This window comes from Streptomyces glaucescens (assembly GCF_000761215.1).
Classification (GTDB): domain Bacteria; phylum Actinomycetota; class Actinomycetes; order Streptomycetales; family Streptomycetaceae; genus Streptomyces; species Streptomyces glaucescens_B.
Genome location: NZ_CP009438.1, coordinates 347739 through 373142 on the forward strand (window position 1 = coordinate 347739; position 25404 = coordinate 373142).

At 74.7% G+C, this 25404-nt stretch carries 19 protein-coding genes; 14 read left to right on the forward strand and 5 right to left on the reverse strand.

Annotated elements, in window-relative coordinates:
• Positions 1–31: 31 nt before the first annotated feature.
• The gene (locus SGLAU_RS01425) at positions 32–2392 is read right to left on the reverse strand and encodes a collagenase (RefSeq protein ID WP_244315156.1); all 2361 of its coding nucleotides are present in this window, start codon (positions 2390–2392) and stop codon (positions 32–34) included.
• Between the two features lie 454 nt (positions 2393–2846).
• On the opposite strand from SGLAU_RS01425, the gene SGLAU_RS01430 reads away from it, so the two are divergent.
• From SGLAU_RS01430 to SGLAU_RS01475, 10 genes are all read left to right on the forward strand, one after another.
• The gene (locus SGLAU_RS01430; RefSeq protein ID WP_043497616.1) at positions 2847–3374 is read left to right on the forward strand and encodes a hypothetical protein; all 528 of its coding nucleotides are present in this window, start codon (positions 2847–2849) and stop codon (positions 3372–3374) included.
• Between the two features lie 389 nt (positions 3375–3763).
• A complete protein-coding gene (locus tag SGLAU_RS01435) occupies positions 3764–5899 on the forward strand; it encodes a hypothetical protein (protein ID WP_043497621.1) in 2136 nt (711 codons plus the stop codon).
• A gap of 166 nt (positions 5900–6065) precedes the next feature.
• On the forward strand, positions 6066–7577 hold the full coding sequence (gene pelF, locus SGLAU_RS01440) for a GT4 family glycosyltransferase PelF (protein ID WP_043497622.1): 1512 nt from the start codon (positions 6066–6068) through the stop codon (positions 7575–7577).
• Positions 7574–8989, forward strand: coding sequence for a hypothetical protein (locus SGLAU_RS01445; RefSeq protein ID WP_043497624.1), 1416 nt, complete (start codon positions 7574–7576; stop codon positions 8987–8989). Before pelF ends, SGLAU_RS01445 begins: the two co-directional genes overlap by 4 nt.
• 58 nt (positions 8990–9047) lie before the next feature.
• Positions 9048–10058 (forward strand): GDP-mannose 4,6-dehydratase, encoded by a 1011-nt coding sequence (locus SGLAU_RS01450; RefSeq protein WP_043497626.1) that lies wholly within the window; start codon positions 9048–9050, stop codon positions 10056–10058.
• A 42-nt stretch (positions 10059–10100) separates the two neighbouring features.
• On the forward strand, positions 10101–10814 hold the full coding sequence (locus SGLAU_RS01455; RefSeq protein WP_043497628.1) for a nucleotidyltransferase family protein: 714 nt from the start codon (positions 10101–10103) through the stop codon (positions 10812–10814).
• Positions 10815–10821: 7 nt separating this feature from the next.
• The gene (locus tag SGLAU_RS01460) at positions 10822–11748 is read left to right on the forward strand and encodes an NAD-dependent epimerase/dehydratase family protein (RefSeq protein WP_043497631.1); all 927 of its coding nucleotides are present in this window, start codon (positions 10822–10824) and stop codon (positions 11746–11748) included.
• A complete protein-coding gene (locus SGLAU_RS01465; protein ID WP_043497632.1) occupies positions 11745–12407 on the forward strand; it encodes a spherulation-specific family 4 protein in 663 nt (220 codons plus the stop codon). The genes SGLAU_RS01460 and SGLAU_RS01465 overlap by 4 nt, the downstream gene beginning before the upstream one ends.
• Positions 12404–13192: an endo alpha-1,4 polygalactosaminidase gene (locus tag SGLAU_RS01470; RefSeq protein WP_043497634.1), complete on the forward strand. Its 789-nt coding sequence runs from the start codon at positions 12404–12406 to the stop codon at positions 13190–13192. Before SGLAU_RS01465 ends, SGLAU_RS01470 begins: the two co-directional genes overlap by 4 nt.
• 77 nt (positions 13193–13269) lie before the next feature.
• Positions 13270–13839 carry a DUF6328 family protein gene (locus tag SGLAU_RS01475; RefSeq protein WP_043497635.1) on the forward strand — a complete coding sequence of 190 codons (570 nt, stop codon included), beginning with the start codon at positions 13270–13272 and terminating at the stop codon, positions 13837–13839.
• A gap of 75 nt (positions 13840–13914) precedes the next feature.
• Here the strand turns inward: SGLAU_RS01475 and SGLAU_RS01480 are convergent, their stop codons facing one another.
• Positions 13915–15018 (reverse strand): AI-2E family transporter, encoded by a 1104-nt coding sequence (locus SGLAU_RS01480; RefSeq protein ID WP_043497637.1) that lies wholly within the window; start codon positions 15016–15018, stop codon positions 13915–13917.
• Positions 15019–15095: 77 nt separating this feature from the next.
• Here SGLAU_RS01480 and SGLAU_RS01485 point away from each other — a divergent pair, with 77 nt between their 5' ends.
• The 3 genes from SGLAU_RS01485 (at position 15096) to SGLAU_RS01495 (ending at position 19559) form a co-directional block, all read left to right on the forward strand.
• Positions 15096–15815 carry a DNA alkylation repair protein gene (locus SGLAU_RS01485; protein ID WP_043497639.1) on the forward strand — a complete coding sequence of 240 codons (720 nt, stop codon included), beginning with the start codon at positions 15096–15098 and terminating at the stop codon, positions 15813–15815.
• Between the two features lie 88 nt (positions 15816–15903).
• Positions 15904–17994, forward strand: a complete 2091-nt coding sequence (locus tag SGLAU_RS01490; RefSeq protein ID WP_052413560.1) for a DUF4139 domain-containing protein — start codon at positions 15904–15906, stop codon at positions 17992–17994.
• A 5-nt stretch (positions 17995–17999) separates the two neighbouring features.
• Positions 18000–19559, forward strand: a complete 1560-nt coding sequence (locus tag SGLAU_RS01495) for a DUF4139 domain-containing protein (protein WP_043497641.1) — start codon at positions 18000–18002, stop codon at positions 19557–19559.
• Between the two features lie 142 nt (positions 19560–19701).
• On the opposite strand, the gene SGLAU_RS01500 is transcribed toward SGLAU_RS01495, so the two are convergent.
• The 3 genes from SGLAU_RS01500 to SGLAU_RS01510 are packed head-to-tail and all read right to left on the reverse strand — an operon-like array spanning position 19702 to position 24083.
• Positions 19702–20607: a hypothetical protein gene (locus SGLAU_RS01500; protein ID WP_043497644.1), complete on the reverse strand. Its 906-nt coding sequence runs from the start codon at positions 20605–20607 to the stop codon at positions 19702–19704.
• 4 nt (positions 20608–20611) lie between these two features.
• Complete coding sequence (locus tag SGLAU_RS01505) at positions 20612–20980, reverse strand: hypothetical protein (protein WP_043497646.1); 369 nt, start codon at positions 20978–20980, stop codon at positions 20612–20614.
• Positions 20981–21032: 52 nt separating this feature from the next.
• Positions 21033–24083, reverse strand: a complete 3051-nt coding sequence (locus SGLAU_RS01510) for a CHAT domain-containing protein (RefSeq protein WP_099052893.1) — start codon at positions 24081–24083, stop codon at positions 21033–21035.
• A gap of 192 nt (positions 24084–24275) precedes the next feature.
• On the opposite strand from SGLAU_RS01510, the gene SGLAU_RS01515 reads away from it, so the two are divergent.
• Positions 24276–25007, forward strand: coding sequence for a hypothetical protein (locus SGLAU_RS01515; protein ID WP_043497650.1), 732 nt, complete (start codon positions 24276–24278; stop codon positions 25005–25007).
• Positions 25008–25404 lie beyond the last annotated feature (397 nt).

Sequence of the window (25404 nt, forward strand, 5' to 3'; positions counted from 1 at the left end):
GGCCCGACAAGAGCGCGCACCGGCCCGGCGGTCAGCGGCGCAGCGGGCCCTCGCAGAGGTAGTCGGCGGTGCCGCCGGTGTGGTCGGTCCAGATCACCACCTCGCCGAAGGCGCAGTTCATGTCGGCGAGGTTGGGCGAGGCGGGAGCGGCCCGGTCGAGCAGGAAGCGGTCGACGGTCCCGGACATGTCCGCGAAGACGCGGTCGGCGCTGCCCGCGTCCGTGAGGCGGGCGGTGATCCGCCCCGTGCAGACGAAGCGCGGCATGCCGGTGTCACCGCCGGCGGTGCAGGCCGGGCCGGCGAAGGTGGCGGCGGCGAAGACGGCGCGCACCTCTTCGGCCGTGCGTTCGCGCAGCCCGTCGTCGGGCGTGTAGGAGGTGCGGGGCACGTAGAGGTCGGCGACGCGGGCGATCTGCCGGTCGAGGAAGGCGTCGTAGCCGCGCTGCACCGCCGTGTCGCGGCCGGTGCGCTCGCGCCAGGCGTCGAAGGCGGCCGGGTCGTCGGCCCGCAGGTGCCGGTACATCTCCCCCAGCAGCGCGGGGCGTTCGTGCCACAGGTACGCGAAGAAGGTGCCCGCGTAGTCGTAGAAGCGGAAGCCGTCGCCGTCGTAGGTGGCGTGCAGGAGCCGCTCGACGCTCATCCGCGGGCCGCCGTTCGCGGTGTCGCGGATGACGCCCTGCACCAGGGACTTGCGGACGGCGACGCCGTCGGCGCGGGTGGAGCCGGCGAAGAACTCCGCGGTGCCCTCGTCCATCGCGGTCGTACGGTCGCCCTGGTACCAGGGACCTTCGCCGAAGGAACCCGGCACCGCCCAGCGGCCGTTGAGGTAGTGCCCGTACTCGTGGCGGAACAGCTCCTCCAGCGTCAGCCGGGAGTCCTGCGGGACGCGCCGCTGGTAGGTGTAGAAGGTCGCGCCGCGCTCGATGTAGACGCCGCCGTTGTCGGTGCCCATGCCGGTGAGGAGGGGGTGGTAGTTCTCGTAGTCGGCGCGGGAGGCGTACAGCACGGTGGTCAGGACGGTGTTGGTGTCCCCGGCGAGCGGCGCCTGCGTGCCGAGCACGCGGTGGAACTGGGCCTTGACCTGCTTGCTCGCGTAGTAGAGCTGGTCGGTGGTGGCGCGGTCGAGGCCGGTGCGGACCTTCATCGCGCCGTCGTCGTAGCGGTAGGTGTACGGGAACAGCTCCCGTTCGATGTCGTCCTTGCAGACGGCGTACGGCGCGCAGGCGTCGTAGTGGCCGAGCCAGGACGCGATCTTGGCCCAGGGAGCGCTGCCACGGCCCCAGGCGTCGGTGACGGGGGTGAGCAGTGCCCCGAGGTCGGCGACGATCCGGGCGCGCAGGGAGGGTATGACCCCGAACCGGGCGTACTCCGAGAGGGCGTCCCGCACGGTCCACTCGTTGGGCGTGCCCTTGAGGTGGGTGTGGCCGGCGAACCGGCGGAAGGCGTCGCGGTACGCGTCGTTGCGGGCGACGACGGTCCGGAAGGCGGTGTCGTCATTGCCCTCGTACAGGCCGAGGTAGTTGACGCTGAGCGCGGCGAGCGCGGCGCCGCCCCAGGACGGGTCGGCGTGGGTGTCCGTGTGGTAGCGGTCGAGGCGCGCCAGCACCTTGCGGATCAGGTCGAGCTGGGAGTGCCGCAGGCCGGGGGCGCTGCCGGTGTAGAGGGCCTCGCGCAGGGTCTCGGCGTTGCTGCGGGTGGCGTCGAAGGTGCGCGGGGCGGTGCCGAAGCCGTGGACGGCCCGCCGCACGGCCTCCTGGGTGGGCGCGTCACCGACGTCGATCTCGTCGCGTGCGAAGTCGTGGTACACGACGGCGTGCAGGTAGGTGAACATCTCCAGCAGGTGACTGGAGTTGCGGCCGTCGTGGCGGGCGGCGAGGCCGGTGGCGCGCCGTGCGACGGCCTGGACGTGGGCGTCGTCCATGACGGTCGCGAGGCCGGCGTCCCAGGTCCACAGGATGCCGCGCAGGCAGCCGTCGGCGGTGACGGCCGGGTCGGCGAGGAAGTCGGCGAACCGCTCGGGACCCAGCGCCGTGACGTCGTCCAGGGCGCAGGAGGGTGCCAGGGCCGGGGCGGGCCGCGGCGGGGCGGGGGTGGCCGGGCCGGGGACCCGGCCGTCGGTGCGGCGGGCGCCGGGGGCCGTGGCCTCGGGGGTGCGCGGGGCCGGGGCCCGGTCCAGCCGGGTGACCTCGTCATGGGGCCGGCGGCCGTCGCCGGCCGTGGTCCGGGGGAGGTCCGTGCGGTGGTGCGCCCGCGCGGTCCGGGGGAGGTCCGTGCGGTGGTGCGCCCGCGCGGTGGGGGCGTCGACCGTGCCGAGCAGGGCCGTGGTGACGGCGGTGGCGAGCAGGGCGGTGCCCAGCGATCTGCGGGCGGACAGGCGTGGCTTGGGGAACACCTGCGGCTCCTCGGATGGGGGGAGTGGCTCGTCCTGAGTGGTGAGGCGTGCATGCCACTGCTATGTGATCTGTAACATAGTAATGTGAAATTGCACTGACAACCCCTCAGGTGCCCTCTTCCGGACACCCGCGGAGGCCCCCTCAACTCCCGGCCGGATAACGACTTCTGGCCGATATCGGGCGCCGCGCGAGACGCGCTCCCCGGATCGCGCGCAGGGCGGCGCGATCGGTACGCGCCAATAGGCCGACGGACACCCGCCCCGCCGCCGGACGCTCACACGCCTTGCGGTCACCCCTCCGCACCGGCCCCATCGTGCACGGATGCGATCCGGACCCCGCCGCCACCGTCCGTCCACACCGCCATCACAGAACGCACACTTTCGGTCGCCCTCGGTTCCGGCCGCCGACGCGGGGGCAGACGCGGGCCGCGGGTGGTGCCTAGCCTCCCGGGCCATGCGATCACCCTTGTCGAGACGCCTCGGTCTCACCGCCGTCCTCGCCCTCCTGCTCGCCGTCTTCGGCCTGGCCCCCTCCGCCAGTGCGGCCGACCCGGCGCCCGCGGAGCTGAAGTTCACCACCGACGCCGCGACGACCACACCCGGCGGCACGGTGAACCTGACCATGACGCTGACGAACAACAAGACCTACGACATCTGGTTCGTCTACCAGACCATCGACCCCACCTGGCTGACCACCCAGCGTCCCGACCTGAAGTACGCCTTCACCGGGTGCACCCTCGCCACGGCCGGCGGCAGCACGGCTTGCTCCGGCACCGGACCCGCCAACCTCGGCGGCAACTACGGCGCGCCCATCCCGCCCGGCCAGACCCGCACCGTCACGCTGACGCTCCAGATCGCCCCCGACTCCGGCTGCAACGGCAACATCGGCTTCTACTCGTACTTCTACGCCGAGTTCAGCGACAGCACGAACGTCAGCGGCGGACCGGTCTACACGCCGGAGACGCGCGTCCTCTGCTCCTGACGGGCCCGCGCCGCGCGGCGGTGGCCTGAAATCGGCGCACGGACCGTCCGGCGGACCGGTCCGCGGCGACGGCAGCCCCACCGGCGGGCCCTCGGCCCGCCGGTGCACCGCGTTCCGCCCACCTGGGCCGCACAGGTCCGCGGGGGCTTCGCAGCGGCGCCCGGGCGGGCCGCCGGACGCGCTCCCGTCCCGGGAGGCGACCCGGGACGCGCCCGCGTTTTTCCGTCAGGTTTCGCAGCAGGACCACGAAAGCTCCACAGACACCTCACTATGTGACGCGACGGATGCGTCGACGACCGGTCTCTGAGGGGGAAGCCGGCGTCGCGCGAGGGGGTGCGTCCGCTCCGCGGAGCCGTACTCACCCCTGCCCTGGGAGGGGACAGCACCGCATGAAGCGGACCTTTGGCACCACCCTGCTCGCGACGGGCGCGCTCATCGCCGCCCTCGGCCTGCCGGCCGCGACGGCGCACGCCGACGACCCGGCTCCCCGAATAGACCTGCGGGTACTCGTCGTGAGCGACGGGGGCCCGTCCACCGACGCCATCGCGGCCGAACTCGACGCCGCGGGCACGCCGTACACCGAGATCGACCTCAACCGCCCCGACCGGCCCCGAATAGACGCCGGCTACCTGGCGGACACCGTCAGCGGCCGCGACCGCGCCCGGTTCCAGGCCGTCGTCCTGCCCAGCGACAACCCGTTCCCGGCGAACTCCCCTGAGATGGCCGCGCTGGTGGCGTACGAGAAGGCCTACGGCATCCCGCAGGTCGACGCGTACACCTACGCCCGCCCCGAGGCCGGACTCCAGTACCCCATCTACGGCGGCTACTCCGGCAGCGTCGACGGGGTACGGGCCCAGGTGACGGCCGCCGGCCGCTCCGGTCCCTTCGGCTACCTCGACGGCCCGGTCCCCTTCGAGGACAACTCGCCGACCGTCGGAGAGAGCTACGCCTACCTGTCGACCCCGGTGGCCGGTGCCGACTTCACCCCGTACGTCGATGCGCCGATCCCCGGCAGCACCCGACGGGGCTCCCTGGTGGGCGAGTACCGGCACGACGGGCGGCGCGAACTCGTCGTCACGTTCGTCTACAACCGCTACCAGCAGCAGTTCCGGCTGCTGGCCCGCGGCATCGTCGCGTGGATGACCGACGGCGTCCACCTGGGCACCTCCCGCAACTACTTCGCCGTCCACGTCGACGACGTCTTCGCGGCCGACGACCGCTGGAACTCCACGCTCAACTGCACGCCCGGCGACGTCGACTGCACGGACCCCGACGCCGCCCCCGACCCGATCCGCATGACACCCGCGGACGTGGACCGGGCCCTGGCCTGGCAGCGTGAGCGCGACTTCACCCTCGACTTCGCCTACAACGGCGCCGGCAGCGCCGACCACCGCCAGGACCACGGCGGGGCCGACCCGCTGGCCGACAAGCTCATCGCCGAGCGCGGCCGGTTCCGCTGGATCAACCACACCTACACGCACGCCTTCCTCGGCTGCCGGCAGGACACCACGGTGGTGCCCTGGCGGTGCGCCACCCACCCGGACGGCAGCACCCAGTGGGTCAGCCGCAACGACGTCTCCGACGAGATCGCCGCCAACCACGCCTGGGGACGGCTCGCCGGTCTCCCGCTGGACGACGACGAACTGGTCACCGGCGAGCACTCCGGACTGCGGGTGCTGCCCCAGCAGCCGGCCGACAACCCGAACCTGGCGCTCGCCCTGGCCGACAACGGCGTCACCTGGCTCGCCTCGGACAACTCCCGGGAACCCGACCAGCGGCGGGTCGGGCCCGCCACCACGGTCCCCCGCTACCCGATGAACATCTTCTACAACGCGGGGCGGGCGGCCGAGCAGGTCGACGAGTACAACTGGATCTACACCAGCCGCGCCCAGGGCGGCAGCGGCATCTGCGAGGACAACCCGGCCACCACCACCTGCCTGCCCGCGCCGCTCGACCCGGCCACCGGCTACCAGCAGCACATCGTGCCGCTGGAGCGGCGGATCGCCCTCGGCCACGTCCTCGCCAACGACCCCAAGCCGCACTTCATCCACCAGTCCAACCTCGCCGAGGACGGCATCGCCTACCCGGTCCTGGACGGTGTGCTCGACGCCTACGACGCGTTGTTCGCGCAGAACACGCCGGTCGTCAACGAGCGGATGAAGGACATCGGCGCGGAGCTCCAGCGGCGCGCCGCGTGGCGGACCGCGGTGCGGGACGGGCGGGTCACCGCCTACCGCATCGGTGGCACCGTCACCGTCGAGGGCCCGGCCGGGGTGGCGGTCCCGGCGACCGTGCCCGAGGGCACCACCCGGGCCGGAGCCGTGTTCGGCGAGGCGTACGCGGGCGGGCGGTCCGGCTGGACGGCCACCGCGACCGGTCCGCTGGTCCTCACCCTGCCGGCGGCTCCCGGCTCCCCCGCCACGGCCACCGGCGCGGGGGGCACCGCAGCGGCCACCGTCCCGGCGCCGGACACCCGGCTGCCCGCCGGGGTGACCGAGCCGCTCACCCCCGGCGCCTGGAGCTGACCGCAGTACGCCGTACCGCCGGCCCCGCGTGAAGCGCACGGACGACCGGCGCACGGACGACACGCGCACGGGCAGCCGGCCGCCGCCTGCGGACAGCACGGGGCCGCCCGCACGCGGCGGCCGGCCCCGCCCACCCCACCCCACACCTCGGCCGTGGAGCACATGGATGCACGTTGACCACGGCGCGCGACGCCCCGGCACCCCGCGCGTCACCCTTCTCACCGAAGGCACCTATCCGCACAGCCACGGCGGTGTGAGCGTCTGGTGCGACCAGCTCGTCACCGGGATGCCGGACATCGACTTCGACGTCGTCGCCGTGACCGGGACCGGGCGTGAGCCGCTGGTGTGGGACCTGCCGGGCCATGTGCTGAACGTGCGGTCCGTGCCCATGTGGGGCACGCCTCCGGCGGGGAGCCCGCCGCGCGGCCGCCAGCGCAGGCAACTCGCCGAAGCCTACGAACGGTTCGTCACCGCGCTGCTCGACCCGGCGGCCGAGCAGGGCTTCGCGCCCGCCCTGCACACCCTGGCCCGGGCGGCGGGCGACGGCACACTCAGCGCCTTCCTGCGGGACGACACGGCGATCACGGTCCTGACCACCGTGTGGCGGCGTCCGGGGCTCGCCGTGCGCGAGGCGCGGCCGACGCTGCACGACGCGCTCACCGCCACCTCCCTCCTCGAACACGCGCTGCGCCCGCTGGCCGCGCCGCCGCCCGAGGAGGGAGTGGCGCACGCCGTCAGCGGCGGCGTCGCCGTCCTGCCCGGGCTGACGGCCCTGGAACGGCACGGGGTGCCGCTGCTGCTGACCGAGCACGGCGTCTACCTGCGCGAGCGCTACCTCGGCTACCGCACCGCCCCGTACCGCTGGCCGGTCAAGGCGGTGGTCCTGGGCTTCTTCCGGCTGCTGGCGGAGGAGAGCTACCGCCGGGCGGCGCTGATCACGCCCGGCAACCGCTACAACCGGCTGTGGGAGGAGCAGGGCGGCGCCGACCCGGCGTCGATCCGCACGGTGTACAACGGCGTCGACCCGGCCGCCTTCCCACCGGCGGGCCCGGAGCCCGCGGAGCCGACCCTGAGCTGGGCCGGACGGGTCGACCCGATCAAGGACCTGGAGACGCTGATCCGCGCCTTCGCCCTCGTCCGGGACAGCCGGCCCGGCGTGCGGCTGCGGCTGTTCGGCGGGACACCCCGCGGCGGAGAGGGCTACCGGGAGCGCTGCGAGGCACTCGCCGCCGAGCTGGGACAGGCCGGTGCGGTGACGTTCGAGGGGCGCGTCGAGGACATCCGGGACGCCTACGCGGCGGGGAACGTGGTGATGCTGTCGAGCATCAGCGAAGGCTTCCCGTTCACCCTGATCGAAGCCATGTCGTGCGGGCGGGCCACGGTCTCCACCGATGTGGGCGGCGTGCGGGAGGCGGTCGGCGACACCGGGCTCGTCGTACCGCCGCGCGACCCGGCCGCGATGGCCGCCGCCGCGCTGGAGCTGCTGGACGACCCGGCCCGCCGCCGGGCGATGGGCGAGGCGGCCCGGCTGCGGGTGATCGAGCAGTTCACCCTGCGGCAGACCATCGACACCTTCCGCTCCATCTACCGCGAACTGTCCGCACCGGTCGAGCGGCCGGCCGGCCGGATCGTGCTGCCCGCCAGGGCGGTCACCGGGGCGCGGAGTCTCACCGGATGAGCGGGCCGATGTCCCTGGAACCCGGCGGCGCCGAGCAGGACACGCTCGCGCTGCGCCTGGCCCGGCCGCGCCCGCCGCGCCGCCGCCCGCGCTGGGCGCTGGACGACACCACACTCGCCATCCGGCTCCCCCGGCGCGGCCCGGACGAGGAGGCGGTCAGCGCGCTCGCCGCCGAACTCGCCGACCGGGTGGGCCCCGCCGTCCACCCCTACGAGGTGGCCGCCCTGCTGGAGGCGGAGGGCCTGTCCGCCTCCGCGGTGTCCGAGCGGTACGGCCACCCGAACCTGTTCTCGCTGGCCTCCGCGCTGTACGAGCGGGTGCCCCGGACCTTCCCCGAGCCGCCCGCCGCGGCCGACCCGTGGCGGCCCGACACGGTGCGCTGTCTGCTGCGCGGGCTGCTGTTCGCGCTGCCCGCCCTGGCCTATCTGCTGACCGCCCCGCTGTGGCGTGCCGACCGGCACGCAGCCGTCCTGATGGTGGCGGGTGTCGTGTCCTGGGCGTGGGGACAGGCGCTCGGCCACCGGGCGTACCTGCGGCTGGTGAGGGGGCGGCGGGAGGCCGCCCGCACCCTGCTGACCGGCGCCCTGCTGGGCGCGGCGGTGGCCACCGCGCTCGCCGCCCTGCCCGCGGCGGGCGGGCCGGTGACCGTGGTGGCGGCCGCCCAGTCGCTGTACCTGGCGGCGGCGGGCGTGCTGCTGGTGCTGGGGCGGGAGCGGCTGCTGCTGGCCGCACTCAGCCCGCTGATCGCCGGTGCGTCGGTGCTGCCGTGGTGGGAGCCCGGGCCCGTGCTGCGGGCGGGGCTGGTGCTGCTGGCGCTGCTGGCCACCCTCGCCGTGACGGCACGGGTCCTGCGGGCGGGGCTCGCCGTCCCGGCCGCCGACGGCGGGCCCCGGCCGAGTCCGCTCGCCTCCCTCCCCTACGGGCTGTTCGGTCTGGCGGCGGCGGTGCTCGTCCTGCTGGAGGGACGGCGGCACCCGTACGCGGTGATCGCGCTGACGCTGAGCATGGGCCCGGCGGAGTGGCTGCTGTACCGCTACCGCGGCTGGTCGGTGGCCGCGCTGCGGGCCAGCGGGACACCGCGGGGGTTCCGGTTCCGCTCGGCCGCGGTGCTCGGCGCCTGCCTCGGCGTCTACCTGCTGCTGTTGCTGCCGGCGGCCCTGTTCACCGGCGCCGGCCCGGCCGGGCTGCTGCCGCTCGCCGCCGTCCTGTGGACCGCCCTGCTCCTCCAGGCGTTCGGGATGGCGTGGCCGCCGGCCGTGCTCTGCCTCGCCGCCGCCGGCGGCGCCGGGGCGGTCACCTGGCTGGACGTGCCGCCTGGCCCGGCCGTCCTGGGGCCGGTGTGCGCCCTCGCCGCGCTCTGTCTGGCGGTCTGCGCGCTCCGGCTGCTCGGCAGGCCCTCCCCGCACGCCTGACCCCGGGCGCCCGCTCCGCGCCGCGTCCCAGGCACCCCCGACGAAAGGACCTCCTCAGTTGACTCAGCCGACCACCACCCCGCTCGCCGCCGTCACCGGAGCCGAAGGGTTCATCGGCTCGCACCTCACCGAGGCGCTGGTCGCCTCCGGGCACCGGGTGCGGGCCATGGTCCAGTACAACTCGTTCTCCTCGTACGGCTGGCTGGAGACCCTGTCCGCCGACGTCCTCGGCCAGGTGGAGATCGTCCTCGGTGACGTCCGCGACCCCGGTTCGGTGCGCGGCCTGCTGGAGGGCGCCGACTGCGCCTACCACCTGGCCGCGCTCATCGCGATCCCGTACTCCTACCAGGCCCCGCACAGTTACGTGGACACCAACGTCACCGGCACGCTGAACGTGCTGGAGGCGGTGCGCGCGCTGGGCACGCCGCGCCTGGTGCACACCTCGACCAGCGAGACGTACGGCACCGCGCAGACGGTGCCGATCACCGAGGACCACCCCATCAACACCCAGTCCCCGTACGCCGCGTCGAAGGCCGGGGGTGACCGGCTCGCCGACAGCTACCACGCCAGCTTCGGCACGCCGGTGGTGACGCTGCGGCCGTTCAACACCTTCGGGCCGCGCCAGTCGATGCGCGCGGTGATCCCCACCGTCATCGGGCAGGTGGCGGCCGGGCAGCGCACCCTCACCCTCGGCGATCTGCGGCCCACCCGCGACTTCACCTTCGTGGAGGACACGGCGCGGGCGTTCCTCGCCGTGGGCACCGCCCCGGCGGAGCGCGTCGTGGGCCGCACCTTCAACGCCGGGACCGGCGGGGAGATCTCCGTCGGGGACCTGGTCGCGCTGATCGGGAAGGTCATGGACGCCCCGCTCGACGTCCGCCAGGACCCGGCGCGGCTGCGCCCCGCGGACTCCGAGGTGATGCGGCTGGTCTGCGACGCGTCCCGGCTGACCGCGGCGACCGGCTGGCGGCCCGGCCACTCGCTGGAGGACGGGCTCGCGCGGACCGTGGAGTGGTTCGGCGACCCGGCCAACCTGGCCCGCTACAAGACCGGCATCTACAACATCTGACCCGTCCGGCACCCATCCGGCGCGTACCGCAGGAGGTATGTCATGCACGCAGTGATCCTGGCCGGAGGCAAGGGCGTGCGGCTGCGGCCGTACACCACCGCGCTGCCCAAGCCGCTGGTCCCCATCGGCGACCAGCACGCCATCCTGGACATCGTGCTGCGCCAGCTTTCCACCGCCGGTTTCACCCGCTGCACCATCGCGATCGGCCACCTGGGCCAGATCATCCGCGCCTACGTCGGTGACGGCGCCCAGTGGGGCATGAGCATCGACTACGCCACCGAGGAGAGCCCGCTGGGCACCATGGGCCCGCTGCTCACCCTGCGCGAGCGGCTGCCCGAGCACTTCCTCGTGATGAACGGCGACGTGCTCACCGACCTCGACTACGCCGACGTGCTGCGCCGGCACGAGGACTCCGGCGCGCCCCTGACGATCGCCACCTACGCCCGCAAGGTGCACATCGACTTCGGGGTGCTGACCACGGACGCGAGCCGGGTCGTCGCCTTCACCGAGAAGCCCAGCATCGACTACCGCGTCTCGATGGGCGTCTACGGGATCTCGCTGTCCACCCTCGACGGGTACACGCCCGGGCTGCCGCTGGGCTTCGACGAGCTGGTGCTGGACCTGCTCGCCGCCGGACGGCCCCCGCACGCCTACGAGTTCGACGGCTACTGGCTGGACATCGGCCGTCCCGACGACTACGACCGGGCCAACGCCGAGTTCACCAGCCGCAAGTCCCTGCTGCTCAAGGGAGCCTGATCCACCCATGCTCATCCTGGTTCTCGGCGCCACCGGCTATCTGGGCGGCCACATCGCCGGGGGGTTGCGGGCCCTGCCGGGCGCGCGGGTCTTCACCGGTGGCCGCTCCCCGGGTGCCGACGTCCCCGTCGACCTCGCCTCGGCCCGTCCGCGGGACCTGGCGGCGGCGCTGGCGGCCCTCGCGCCGGACGCCGTCGTCAACTGCGCGGGCGCGACGGGTGGCGACGCCGTGACGCTGGCGGAGGTCAACGCCCGCGGCCCCGCCGTGCTGTGCGCGGCGCTGCGGGAGGCGGCCCCGGAGGCCCGCCTGGTCCACCTGGGGTCCGCCGCCGAGTACGGCCCCGGCACGCCCGGCCGGCCGGTGCCGGAGTCCGCGGCGACCCGGCCGGCGGGCCCCTACGGGGCGACGAAGCTCGCCGGCACGGTGGCGGTGACGGCGTCCGGGCTGGACGCCGTGGTGCTGAGGGTCGGGAACCCGGTCGGTCCGGGCGCCCCGGCGACCGGGCTGCCCGGCCGGGTCGCCGGTCTGCTCGCCGGTGCCGGGCGCGACGCGGACGCGGTGCTCAGACTCGGTGACCTGTCGGCGCACCGGGACTTCGTCGACGTGCGGGACGTGGCCCGGGCGGTGTGCTCGGCGGTCACCGCACCCGGTCCGCTGCCGCCGGTCCTCAACATCGGGGGCGGCGCGGCGGTCCCGGTGCGCGACCTCGTCCGGGTGCTGGCCCGGGTGGCGGGTTTCCGGGGCCGTGTCGTGGAGGCGGGCACGGGTTCGGCGCGGTCCGCGCAGGTGTCGTGGCAGTGCTCGGACATCACCGCGGCGGGCGACGTCCTCGGCTGGCGGCCGGCCCACTCCCTCGACGACTCCCTGACCGCCCTGTGGGCGGCCGGGTCCGCCGGCCGGCCGCGGGGTCCCGAAGAGGTGGCGGCACGGTGAGCCTGCTGGTTCCCCTCTACGTGCACCCGGCCCACGACCCGGCCGCCTGGCACCGCCTGGTCACCCGCGCGGCGGACACCTACGCCGTCGTGCTCAACCCCGCCAGCGGCCCGGGCCGGGCCCCCGACCCGGCGTTCGTCGCGGCGGCCGCGGCGCTGCGCGCGGCGGGTGCGCGGGTGCTCGGGTACGTCGACACCGACTACGGCGCCCGCGACCCCGCGCGGATCGCCGCCGATCTGCGCCGGCACCGGGAGTGGTACGGCGCGGAGGGCTGCTTCCTGGACCAGGTGACCGCGAGCCCGCACGGGCTGCCGGCCTGCCGGCGCCTGGTGCGGGACCTGCGCAGGCTCGGTGCCTCCACCGTCGTGCTCAACCCGGGCGTCCACCCCGCTCCCGGCTACGCGCGGCTGGCCGACCTGATCGTCACCTTCGAGGGCTCCTGGTCGACGTACGTGTCCGCGTTCAGCCGGCCCTCGTGGACCACGCGGCAGCCACCGCGGCGTTTCTGCCACCTGGTCTACGGAGTCCCCCGGCCGCTGGTGCCGCTCGCCGTGCGCACCGCGCGCGAGCGGGGGGCGGCGGTGTGCGGGCCGGTGACGGGCGGACCGCCCAATCCGTGGTCCGCTCTGACGCCCGCGCTCACCGAGGCGGACCGGTGAGGCGGCCGCTGCGGGTCCTCGTGGTGACCCTGGCCCTGCTCGTGGCGTCGGCCGGGTGCTCGGGCGGCGGCGGGGGGACCGGGGACGCCGTGTGGCAGCCGCGTCCGGGCCTGGACTGGCAGTGGCAGCTCGACGGTCCGGTCGACCCGTCGGTGGACGTGCCGGTCTACGACATCGACGGGTTCGAGAACTCCGCCGCCGACGTCGCCCGCCTGCACCGGGACGGCCGCCGGGTGATCTGCTACGTGAACGTCGGCGCCTGGGAGGACTTCCGCCCGGACCGCGACGACTTCCCCCGCTCCGTGCTCGGCCGCCCCAACGGCTGGCGCGGCGAGCGGTGGCTGGACATCCGGCGGCTGCCGGTGCTGCGGCCCCTGATGGAGCGCCGCTTCGACATGTGCCGGGACAAGGGCTTCGACGCGGTGGAACCGGATCTGGTGGAGGGCTACGCCAACGACACGGGCTTCCCGCTGACCGCGCGGGACCAGCTCCGGTACAACCGGATGATCGCGGACATCGCACACGAGCGGGGACTGGCCGTGGGGCTCAAGAACGACCTGGCGCAGATCCCCCACCTGCTGGAGGACTTCGACTTCGCGGTCAACGAGGAGTGCGCCCAGTACGACGAGTGCGGGCGGCTGCGGCCGTTCACCGCGGCCGGGAAGGCGGTCTTCCACGTGGAGTACGCCGAGCCGAGGGCCGAATTCTGCCCCGTGGCCCGCGAGCTGCGGCTGTCGTCGATGCTCAAGAAGCCGGAACTGGGTCCCTGGCGCCGGCCCTGCTGACGCGCTCACCGCCCGGCAGGCCCGCATACAGGCACTTCGGACGGGGCAGACGGACTGCCTGGGATTCGGAGGACACCATGAGCATGACGGAGCAGCGGGCCGAGGCGGCGGAGCCGAACGCCGCCTGTTGCGCCCACCAGCACGGCCACGACACGGGATCCGGTGCCGAGGAGGAGACACCGCGGGAGCGGGTCAACCGCCGTTGGAACGAGATCCTGCAGGAGACACGGGTCACCCAGACGGGCGTGCAGATCCTGTTCGGGTTCCTGCTCAGCGTGGCCTTCACCCCGGTTTTCAAGGAGCTGGAGGTACTGGACCGCGTCATCTACGTCACCACGGTGATGCTCGGCGCGGCGGCCACGGCCTCGCTCATCGCGCCCGTCTCCCTGCACCGCCTGCTGTCCGGCCAGCGCATGAAGGACGAGGTGGTGGGGGCCGCCGGCCGCATGATGATGTGCGGCATGGTCCTGCTCGCGCTGACCATCGGCTGCACCCTCCTGCTGATACTGCGTTTCGTGGTGCCCGGCGTCCTCGCCGAGGTGCTCGTCGGCGGGATCATGCTGTGGTTCGGCCTGTGCTGGTACGCGCTGCCGCTGCGTCTGCGCCGCCGTGCCGGCCGGCGCTCCCGCACGGACGACGACGCGTAGCGACCGCCGGGCGCCGGGCGGGCTCCCGCCGCCCGGCGCCCGGCCGTCCGGGCCCGCTCCCCGGGCATCCGGCGGTTACGAGGGAACCGCCGCCCCGGCGGGTGACTCGTCGCTCTCCGGTTCCCGCAGCTGCTCGCGCACGTAGTTCCACACCACCGCGATCAGCGCGGCCGCCGGGACCGCGAGGAGGCTGCCGACGATCCCGGCGAGGCTGCCGCCCAGGGTCACCGCGAGGAGCACCACCGCCGCGTGCAGGCCCAGCCCGCGGCTCTGGATCATGGGCTGGAAGACGTTCCCTTCGAGCTGCTGCACCACGACGATGATCGCCAGCACGATCAGCGCGTCCGTCAGGCCGTTGGAGACCAGGGCGATGAGGACCGCGACCAGGCCCGCGAAGAGCGCGCCCACGATCGGCACGAACGCCGACACGAAGGTCAGCACCGCGAGCGGCAGCACCAGGGGGACCTTCAGTACCCACAGGCCGATGCCGATGAGCACGGCGTCCAGCAGGCCGACGAAGGCCTGCGAGCGCACGAACGCGCCGAGGGTCTGCCAGCTGCGCTCGGCGACGACCGGGACGTCCGTGGCGAGCCGCCCGGGGAGCTGACGGGCCAGCCAGGGCAGGAACCGGGGCCCGTCCTTGAGGAAGAAGAACATCAGGAAGAGCGCCAGGACGGCGGTCACCAGGCCGTTGACCACGGTGCTCACCCCGGAGACCACGGCCGTGAGCACGCTGTCGACGCTGTCCTGGATGCGGGCCACCGCCTGGTCGAAGCCGTCGGTGATCTGTTCGTCAGCGATGTTCAGGGGCGGTCCGGCGGCCCACTCGCGGATCCTCTGGATGCCGGAGACCGCGCCGTCGGCCAGCTCGCCCGACTGGGACGCCACCGGAACCGCGATCAGTGTCACGATGCCCGAGACCACCAGCAGGAAGGCCACCGTCACCACCGACGCGGCCAGGGCCGGAGGGCATCCCCGCCGGCGCAGGAAGCGGGCCGGCGGCCAGGCCAGCGTGGTGAGGAACAAGCCCACGACGAGCGGCCAGACGACCGACCACATCCGCCCCAGCAGCCAGAGGCACACCGAGGCCGCCAGGACGACCAGCAGCAGATCGAGGGAGACGCGCGCCGAAGTGCGCAGCGCGGCGGCGGTTTTCGTGGGACTCAGCGAAGCAGGCATGGGGGTAACCCTATGGGGGCCGCCGTCACCGGCCGTGCCGCGGACTGCGCCGGGGTGCTGCGCTAACGTCGGCCCTCATGACGACCGTTGTGCTCGCCGCCCTGCGGACGCGGTTGCGGGACCTGGCGGAGCCCGCGGTCCGGGCCCAGCAGACGCGGGTGCTCGGTCCCGCGCACGACGACGAACTGCTGGGCGTGCGGGTCCCCGTGCTGCGCGGGCTGGCCCGCGCGCACCGCGGCATGGCACTGGAGGACGTGGACGTGCTGCTGCACAGCCGTGTCCACGAGGAGCGGTTCACCGGCCTCCTCGTGCTGGCCGAACGGGTGCGCACGGCACGGGGCGCGGACCGCCGGGCCCTCGTCGGCTTCTACCTGGCCCGCACCGGCTGTGTGGACAACTGGGACCTGGTGGACGGTTCCGCGCACGTCGTGCTCGGGCCCTGGCTGGTCGACCACCCTCAGGACGCCCTCGGTCTGCTGGACGGGCTGGCCGCGTCGCCCCGGCTGTGGGACCGCAGGATCGCGGTGGTCGCCACACTGGCCCTGATCCGCGAAGGACGCTTCGAGCCGACGCTCCGCATGGCGCTCTCGCTGCGCCAGGACCCGGAACCGCTGATCCACAAGGCACTCGGGTGGATGCTGCGCGAGATCGGCCGCCGCGACGGGCCGCTGCTGACGGCCTTCCTGGACGAGCACCGTGCCGAGCTGCCGCGAGTCACCGTGCGCCACGCGACGGAACTGCTCCCGCCCGAGGTGCGTGCGCGCTTCGTCAGGACGCGCTCCCGGGAGCGGGGTTGAGCCGGCCGCCGTACGACGGCATGCGGCCTCCGGCGTCCGGCGTCCGGCATAGAGTTCGCTCGGCACCGACAGCACGTGGGGGGAGCACATGACGGCCGAGACGTTGTCCGGGTGGGCGTCGGCACTCGATTCGGTGGTGGTCTACGCGCAGGGCGCCCTGTGCCGCAGGCTCGCCCGCGGCAGGGTGCCCGTGGACGGGCGGGTGCGGGTGACCGGCCTGCCCCGCTCACTGGACCCGGGTTCCTTGCGGGCGCGGGTGGTCGGCACCCGCGGGCTGCGGGTCACCGAGGCCAGGCTGGAGGTCGGGGCCGAACCCGCCGGTCCCCGTCCGGCCGGCGAACTGCGGCGCGAGGTGGAGCGGCTGCGTGACGCGTCGCAGGCCGCCCGAGCCCGCCGGGACCGGCAGCGGGACCTGGTCGACGAGGTGGCGGCGCTGCGCCCGGTGCCGCCGCCCCGCGGGGAGGAGGACCGGCACCGACCCACTCCGGCCGACGCCTGGCTGGAGCTGGCCGGCTTCGTCGACGACCGGCTGACCGTGCTGCACTCCCGCCTGCGCGAACTGGACGAGGAGCTGAAGGCCGCCGAGCACGAGCTCGCCGTGGCCACCGACCGGCTGTCCCGCGCCTCCACCGACGCGCCCGCGGCGCACGTGGAGACCGCGTCGAGCGTGGTGCTGACCCTGGCCGGCGCCCCTGACGCGCGGGACGGGGACGAGGTGGAAGTGGAGGTGGAGTACGGGGTTCCCGGCGCCGTCTGGGTACCGGCCTACCGCCTCAGCCACCGGCGGGGCGACGGCGAGGGGCGGCTGTTGTTGCGGGCGGCGCTCGCGCAGCGCACCGGCGAGGACTGGAGCGGGGTGCGGGTCTCGCTCGCCACGGCCGATCTGCGACGCCGTACCGACGTCCCCCGGCTCCGCTCGATCCGCATCGGACGCAGCCAGGCCGCACCCGCGCCCTCGGGGTGGCGCGAGCCCGCACCCGGTCTGGCCGGCCTCTTCGCCGGGTACGACGCGGCGGGTCCGCGACCGGGCACCGGGACGGCCGGTGCCGCCTTCCCGCCCGGTCCCGTTCCGCCCCCGCCGCCGCCCTCGTCCTCGTCCTCGCCCTCGCCCGTGGCCGGCTATGGCGCCCCGGCCGCAGCCCTGCCCGCCCCCGGCGCCACGCCGCCCACTCCCCCGCCCGCGATGCCCGGTGCCCCGTCGGCCCCGGACCGCCGGCCCCGCACCGGCGCCCGGCCCGGCGCCCGGCCCGCCGCCGCGGCCCCGGCCATGGCGCCGGCAGCCCCCGGTGGGGCCGCACCGCCACCGGCGCCCGCCGCCCCGTCACCGGCCGTGCCGGCCGGGCCCCCGCAGCCGAGCGCCGCCGAACTCGACTACGGCGCACTGGTCCTGTACGGCCCCGACGCGCGGGAGGAGCACCGGGGGCGCCTGTTCCCGGGTGCGGTCGCCGACCCGGTGACGGCCGAGCACCGCCGCCGCGCCGAGGAGGTCGCCACGCTGCCCCTGCCGGCGAGCGCCGTACGCCCCCGCGAGTCGGCCGGCTCGTTCGACCACCGCTACGACGCCGAGGCCCGGGCCGACATTCCCTCGGACGGCGCCTGGCACACCATCACCGTCGGCGAGGTCCCGGTGGGGCTGCGCACCGAGCACGTGTGCGTGCCGTCGCTGGAGCAGGCCGTCTACACGACGCTGGTCCTCTCCAACGCCACCGCCCGGGCCCTGCCGGCCGGCCCACTGGAGGTCACGGCCGACGGGGAGTTCCTCCGCACCACGTCCCTGCCCACCCTGGCTCCCGGCGGCCGGTGCCGGGTGGGACTCGGCCCCGAGGAGGCCATCGCGGTCACCCGCCGCACGAGCCTGCACGAGTCGGCCTCCGGCCTGCGCAACAACGTGACCGTGCTCGACCACCGCGTCCGCGTGGAACTGGCCAACCGGCTCGCGGTCCCGGTGACCGTGGAGGTGCGGGAGCGCGTGCCGGTCACCTCCGACGCGGAGGTGCGCATCGAGGAGAGGGCCGACTGGGCGGAACCGTCGGACGGTGCGGAGGCCGAGGGGCACGCTCCCGGCACCCGGCTGTGGCGGGTCGAGCTGCCGGCCCGCGCCACCGCCGTCCTCGACGGCGGCTACGTCATCCGCATCCCGGCCGCCAAGGCCCTGACCGGCGGCAACCGCAGGAGCTGACGCGCATGCCCACGAGTCTCGTACCGATCGCCCTTCCCGTCACCGCCGTCACCTGCCTGGAGGACCGGACCCACGTCGAGCGCTCCGCCGTGCTCGACCTGGAGGCCGGCACCCAGCGGCTGCGGCTCGGGCCGGTCAGCGCTCTCGCCGTCGACCGCACCCTGCACGCCGAGTTGTCCGCCGATCAGCCGGCCACCGTGCTGGACGTGAGGATCGTCCGCGCGTGGACACCGCGGGGGCCGGGCCCGGCAGCCGACGACCCGGCCCTGCGCCGGCGCGTGAGCGCCCTGGAGACGGAGCAGGAGTCGCTGGAACGGCGACGCGAGCGCCTGCTGGTCCGCCTCGACCTCCTCGGCCGGCTCGCCGCCGGCCTCCTGCGGGACATCGCCGAGGGCACCGGGCTCGGTGAGGTGGACCGGGACCGCTGGACGCGTGAACTGGACCGGGTCGACGGCGAACGCGACACCCATGGCGAGCAACTGAGCGCGGTGGACGCCCGGTTGGCCGCGCTCGGCGCGGAACTCGCCGCGGTCCGCAGCGCCGTGGAACAGGCGGAGCCGGCACCCGCCGAGCTGACCGCACACGTCGAGCTGACCGTACGGGCGGCCGCCGCCGGCCCGGCCGCACTGCGGCTGACCCACCTCACCCCGTGCGCGCTGTGGCGGCCCGCCTACCGGGCCGTGCTCGACGGGGACTCGCTCACGCTGGACACGGACGCGGTGGTCTGGCAGCGCACCGGCGAGGACTGGTCGAACGTACGGCTGACCCTGTCGACCGCCCGCTCCGCGCGGGCCGCCGAGCCGCCCCGGCTCGGGGCGGACAGGCTGACGCTCCACGACCGCTCCCCGGCCGAGCGCCGCAGCGTCCACGTCGAACTGCGCGAGGAGGACGTCGCCGGCCTCGGTCCGGCGCCCGTGCGGGGTCTGCCCGGGGTCGACGACGGCGGCGAGGTCCGTGTCCTGCACTGTGACGCGACGGTCTCGGTGCCGTCGGACGGCCGCGCCCACCGGGTCCCGCTGTCGTCCTTCACCACGTCCGTGAGCCGGGAGTACGCCTGCTCCCCCGAACTGTCCCCGCTGGTCGGCCAGGTCGTGCGGTTCGCCAACAGCTCGGGCCACGCGCTGCTCGCCGGTCCCGTGGACCTCGTCAGCGGCAGTGGGTTCACCGGGCGCGGCACGCTGGACTTCACCGCCCCCGGTGCCGTCGCCGACCTGGCCTTCGGCAGCCGCGACGACCACCGGGTCCTGCGGCACACGGAGGAGACCCGGGACACGGCCGGCCTCACCCAGAGGACCCTGCTCACCCGCACCGTCCGGCTGCACCTCTCCCGCTTCTCGGCCCCCGGCGAACAGGACACGCACACGGTGGTGGTCCGGGAGCGCATCCCGGTGTCGGAGACGTCGGCCGTGGAGGTGGCGCTGCGCCGGGAGGCGTGCGCTCCCCCGCCCGACGAGGTGGACGCCGACGGCATCGTCCGCTGGAACGTCCCGCTCCCGCCGGGAGGGCATCGCACCGTCACCCTGGTCTACACGGTCTCGGCGGACGCGAGGGTGAGCGGCGTGTGAGCGGATCCGGCCGGCCGTGGTGCGCCCTGCGGGGCCCGGATCACGGCTGCGGGGCCGGGATCGCGGCTGCGGGGGCCGGCGCCGGTCCGGCGTGCCGGGGGCGCCCGGGGGCGCGGAGCCGTGACCGTCTCCGGGAGGGGTCTCAGCGTGCCTTGCGGGCCGCGCGGTTCAGGGCCGTGCCCACGCGGGGGTCGGGTGGGCTGCCGGACGTGTCGACGCCGAGTTCGTCGACGAGCCGTCCGAGGTAGACGTCGACGGTGGACTCCACCAGCTCGGCGTGGACCGTCACGGCGCGGCGGCCGCGCCGCCAGGCCACGAACCCGGTCGGGACGGCGGCCACGGCGGCGGGCCACCACAGGCAGCCCAGCAGCAGGTAGCAGCCCGCCCACACCGAGCCGGCCACCGCCGCGTCGACGCGGGACCGGGAGGTGCGCAGTTCCGTTCTGACGTCCTCGGGCAGGACCAGCCACAGCCGGGTCCAGCAGGCGGCGAGGTCGATGCCGTACTGGTGGCGCAGCCGCGCCTCGGTGCCGGCCATGCGGTCCCCGGTGTAGGTGGGCCTGCGCGGCGGGGCGAGGGCGATCGCGTCGCGGTCGGCGGCGAGTTCGGCGAGCCGCTGCCGGACCGGTTCGTCGCGCAGGCCGGCCGCGGCCGGCTCGCGCAGCCGCCCGATGTCCGTCTCGATCCGCTGCCAGCGTGCGCGCCGCCGGGCGGTCAGCCGGTCGGCGAGGGGCCGTGCCGGGCCCGGCCAGTCCCCGGTCCAGATCCGCTCGGCGCCGTCGGCGCAGGCCCGGACGACGGTGCCCGCGGCCACGGCGGCGAGGACGACCGCGGCGACGACGGCGATCTGGCCGAGGGCGGGCCAGCGGCCCGCTTGCGCCGCCCAGTGCCCGAACCGTTCGAGGAGGAGGGACCGGTCGAGCGCGGAACCATGGCCGAGGACCGCGCCGGCGGCCGTGGCCGCGACGAAGAGCAGGCTGGGCACCGCGAGGGCGGACAGCCATTTCTCGGCCAGCTTCTGGCTGAGGCTGTCGAGGACCGGGGCCACCGGGTCATGCCTCCAGGACGCGCAGCGGCCGGTCCCGCAGCCAGCAGCGCCCGCCGGCCGGGAGCTCGCCGCCCGCCGTCCGGTCCGCCCGGAAGCCGCACCATCCGTCGGGGCAGTGGTACGTCTCCCCGGCGGGCAGCGGCCGGGTGCCGAAGACCATGGCGCCGGGGTCGTCGCCGCGCACCGGGCCCGCCTCCTCGAAGACGAACGCCGGGATGTCGAGTCCCGCGACCGCCTGCCGCACGGGTGTCTCCGCCAGGACGGCGCGGACGGCGTCGTGCAGTCGGCCGAGTGTGCCCCTGCGCGCCATGTGCTCGGTGAGCGCGGGCAGCGCCGAGCAGAACCGGGCGCGCATGCGGTGTTCGTCGGTCATCGGTGTCTCCTCTCCTTGCGGGTCCCCGCGGCGGGGGCGGTTCTCCGGGCGGTCACGGTCCGCTGTGCACGACGGACGCCCAGAACAGCGGTTCGCGGTAGCGCTCGTGTCCGCGCAGGGTCGCGATCGCCCGGTGCAGGGCGTGCGCGGCGTCCGGGGCGCCGGGGGTGCCGAGCTGCCGGTAGACCTCGTGGGCGAGCAGCGGGGCCATGCGGTCCTCCACGGTCCACAGGCTGCCGATCACCTGCCGGTAGCCGCAGAGCTGGAAGGCGGAGGCGACGGAGACGACCTCGTCGGCCAGTTCCGTGCCGGGGGCGGCGCTGTGGCAGGCGGACAGGTAGGCGAACTCGGCGTGCGGCAGCCGCTCGGCGGCCAGTTCCCGCAGGGCGAGGTCGCCGCCGTGCAGCAGGAGCCGGCTGTGGGAGGGGTCGGCGGGATCCCGTACGCCGTGGCAGGCGAGGTGGGCGTGGGTGTGGGTGCGCAGGGCGGCCAGCACGGCCCGGGGTGTGGCTGCGGCGTCCCGCAGTTCGGCCCGGGGGCCGGGGAGCAGGCGGGTGGCGGTCAGCTCGTCGTCGAGGGCGGCCAGGGGCGGGTGGCTGCCGCCCGCGTCCACGGTGACGGCGACGAGGGACGCCCGGCCGGGTTCGGGTGCGGGGGTGTCGCGGGCGTGGAGCAGGGAGCCGAGGGTGGGGACGTAGGAGGAGACGACCCGGTCGTGGGTGTACACGGAGCCGGGCTCGCCCTCGCCCTCCAGGAGTGCCGCGTGCAGCGGCAGCAGGGACAGGACCCCGGTCGGGCACCACCACAGTCTGGGCGGGGCCTCGCCGGGGCGCGGGGGGCGGTCGAGATCCAGCCGGGCGAGCACGGGTGCGACGATCCGCTCCCCCAGCCACCGCAGCGTCCCCTTCATCCGCTGGTCGGCGGCGAACTTCTCACCGCTCAGGACGTCCGGCGCGGCCAGCGTCCGCACGGCGGCGTGGAAGGCGTCGGCCCGCTGCTCGATCTCCTCGTGGGTGACGCAGGGCAGCGGTACCGCCTCGACGACCGTGCGGTGGCGGTGGCGGTGCAGCACCAGGGCGGCGCAGCCCAGCGGGGAGACGTTGACGACGGCGACGGGCCCGTGGGCCGCAGCGGTCCTCAGCCGTGTCCAGTCGGGCGGCCGGTGGAAGCGGCCGAAGCCGGGCAGGGCACGGATCCGCGGGAGGAGCCGGTCGAACTCGGCGGCGGCCGCCCTGCGCTGTTCCGGATCGCGCCGCGGTGCGATCAGTTCCGCGCAGACCCGTTCGTAGCGGCGGGCGAGTTCCGGGGATACGGCGCGCAGGGCGTCGTGCCGCCCGCGCAGGTGCAGGCCCTGCGCGAGCAGGACACCGCGCCCCTGCTCCAGCCGGATCAGCGCCTCGCGCGGCCGGCCCGCGGCGATCTCCACGGCCGCCGCGGCGGTGGCCAGCGAGGACACCTCGCGCAGCCGTACCTCCTGGGAGGCCCTGCCCAGCGCTCGTCCGGTGAGTTTGGGGAGCAGGTCGGCGAGCGCCACACCGAAGGCGGTACGTGCCTGGTCCCGGTCTCCGAGCGTCATGCAGGTGACGCCCCACAGCGCGGCGCACGCCACTCGGGTGCGCACGTCCTGGCCGGGGGCGAGCGCGGTCGTGCGGTACTGGGTGACGGCCTCGACCAGATCACTCACGGCGTGGCGGCTCAGGCCACGCGTGCGCAGCAGCTTTCCCAGTTCCCAGCGGGCCAGTTGCTGGTTGGGGCCGGTGTCCGTGGGCTCACCGGCCACCTGCCTGAGGAGGGTCTCGGCCGTGTCGAGGTCCGTGTCGCGGGCCGTGCGCAGGCCGCGTTTCCACAGGGCGACGGCCAGCTTGATCAGCATGACGGGACGGTCGTGCTGGCCGGGTGGCGCGGCCGAGACGGCGTACTCGAGGTGGCGTACGGCCTCGTCGAGTTCGCTGACGTCACCCCAGGCGTCGAACCGTGCGGTGAGGACGGCGGCCAGGTTGGTGAGCCGCTGGGCGTGGGCGGGCGACGCTGCGGCACGGGAGACGGACGGGTGGCGGACGGCCTCGGTGGCCGCCTCGAGGTCGGCGAGGTCACCGGAGGCGGCGTACCGGTCGAGGTGGGTCAGGCCGAGGAACGAGTGGGCCGTGGCCCGCTCGTCGTCGGTGAGGGGGCCCGCGAGGGCCTCGGTGAGGTGGCTGACCGAGTCGTCGAGGTCGGTGAGTTCGCCCTCCGCCTCGAAGCGCATCCGCAGGGCCTGAGCCAGCTCGACGCGGCGGTGGGTGCGGGCCGGCTCGCCGGTGGCGGGCGCGTCGACGGCCGCCCGCAGCCGGTGGACGATCCTGTCGAGCCGGTCCGGGTCGCCGTCGCGCAGGTACTCGGACCACTCGGCGGTCACGCTGCCTTCGGGGTGCCGGGGAGGCGGGGCCGTGGCCTGGATGCCCCTGAGGATCACCAGCATCTGCCGGCGCGCCGGGTCCGCGGGCGGCAGCGCGGCGATCGCCTCGCGCATCAGGCCGAGTCCCGCGGCCCTGGTGCGCTCCGGATCGTGTTCGTCCCCTCCCACCCCGGCGAGCTCCGTCAGGGCCGAGCCGGCGTTGAAGGCGATGTGCGGCGCGGACGCGCTTCCGCGTGCCTCCTCCCGGGCCCACAGCAGCAGCGCGGTCGCCTGGAGGATTGCTCCCCGGTCGCCGGCCGGGACGCACGCGAGGCGCAGCGCGCTGCCCACGGCGTGCACGATCTCGTAGGGCGGCACGACCGTCGGCGGCTCCTCGGCGAAGTACCCGCGCAGCGGCTGGGGAACGATCTCCGGGCGCACCGCGTGCACGATCCCGAACAGGAAGGTGCAGGCGTGGCGGTTCCAGTCCCGCTCCGCGTCGGGCACGTGCCGGTACCGCGCGAAGTAGTAGCAGGCGACGAGGTAGACCACGTCCAGCACGTCGCTGCCGCCGTCCGCGCCGGTGCCGCCCGTGCGGCCCGCCCGGCCGACGGTGAGCCGCTCGCGGTGGTCGTACAGGAGCCCGGCCATCCTGGCGTGGGTGCCACGGTCGAGCACGGCCTCCGGTGGTGTGTGCAGGAACGGCGCCGCTTCGTCGGGCGCGGTCATCGCCTTCCGCACGGCGGCACGAAGCTCCGGGTGCAACTCCCCCACAGAAAATCCCCCGATCCCCCAGACCGGTCTCCCCCAGTGGCGTCACGGTACGCCAGAGGACCGGGCCGGTGCAGGGCCCGACGGGTAATTGGCGTGCGGGCGTTCGAGCCGGTGGGTTAGGTTGCTGCCTGTTCGAAGGGGGACCACGTGGCGAAGCTGAACCAGATCATCGCTGTCGAAAAGGGCGTCAAGAGCAAGTCGCTCCAGGACATCACCGCGGCGCACCAGAAGGTGCAGAAGCCGGCGCTGCTGGCCGGTATCTCGCGTACGTACCAGCCGAAGGACGAGGAGGGCGAGCAGCTGCCGCCGGAGTCCACGCGCGTGCAGGTGCAGGCGGAGGACGTGCTGCGGGAGATGTCGGCGTCGCTGACCCGGCTGTTCGATGTGACCGCCACGAAGGACTGGGCGAACTGCACGGCGCGCGCCGACGTCACGGTCGACGGGCGGACGATCGTCGCCGACGTTCCGGTCAGCTACCTGCTCTTCCTGGAGAAGCAGCTCGCCGACCTGCACGCGTTCGTCAGGAAGCTGCCCACGCTGGACGCGGCGGAGTCCTGGTCCCACGACCCGTCCACGGACTGGTGGAAGACGGACCCGGTCCGCACGATCCGCACGAAGAAGGTACCGCGCAACCACGTCAAGGCGGAGGCGACCGACAAGCACCCGGCGCAGGTCGAGGTGTACTACGAGGACGTGCCCATCGGGTACTGGACGACGGTGAAGTTCTCCGGGGCGCTCCCGGCGCGGCGGGTCAACGAACTCGTGGAGCGGGTCGAGAAGCTCCAGCAGGCCGTGAAGTTCGCCCGCGAGGAGGCCAACGGTGCCGAGGTCACCGACCAGCGGATCGGCGACGCGGTGTTCGGCTACCTGCTCGGCTGACGCCGGCGACGGGTAGCATCCACGATCGCCCCCGCGTGCGAGCGCGGGGGTGCGCGACAGGCGCGGGCCGGATTGAGGACCGGTCCGCGTGATGAGCGCAAGCTGACACTGAAGTTCAGCCTGAAGAAGCGGTGACAGTGGAGGTTCGAGTCCTCCCCCCGGCACAGCACCTCCCACGGGCCGGGGTAGCCCAACATGGCAGAGGCGGCCGCGCTCAGATTCAGACTCTCGCTCCAGTCTCAGCATCGCCGCCGATCGCCGGATCGACCGAGGCCGGACGAACGCCGTCGGATGCGAGTTCGACTCTCGCCTGCACCTCTCGCACGGTGCGGTAGTTCAAAGGCAGAACACGACGGCATGATGACTGATCCGTCCTCTTAAACGCCGCCGGCGTGCG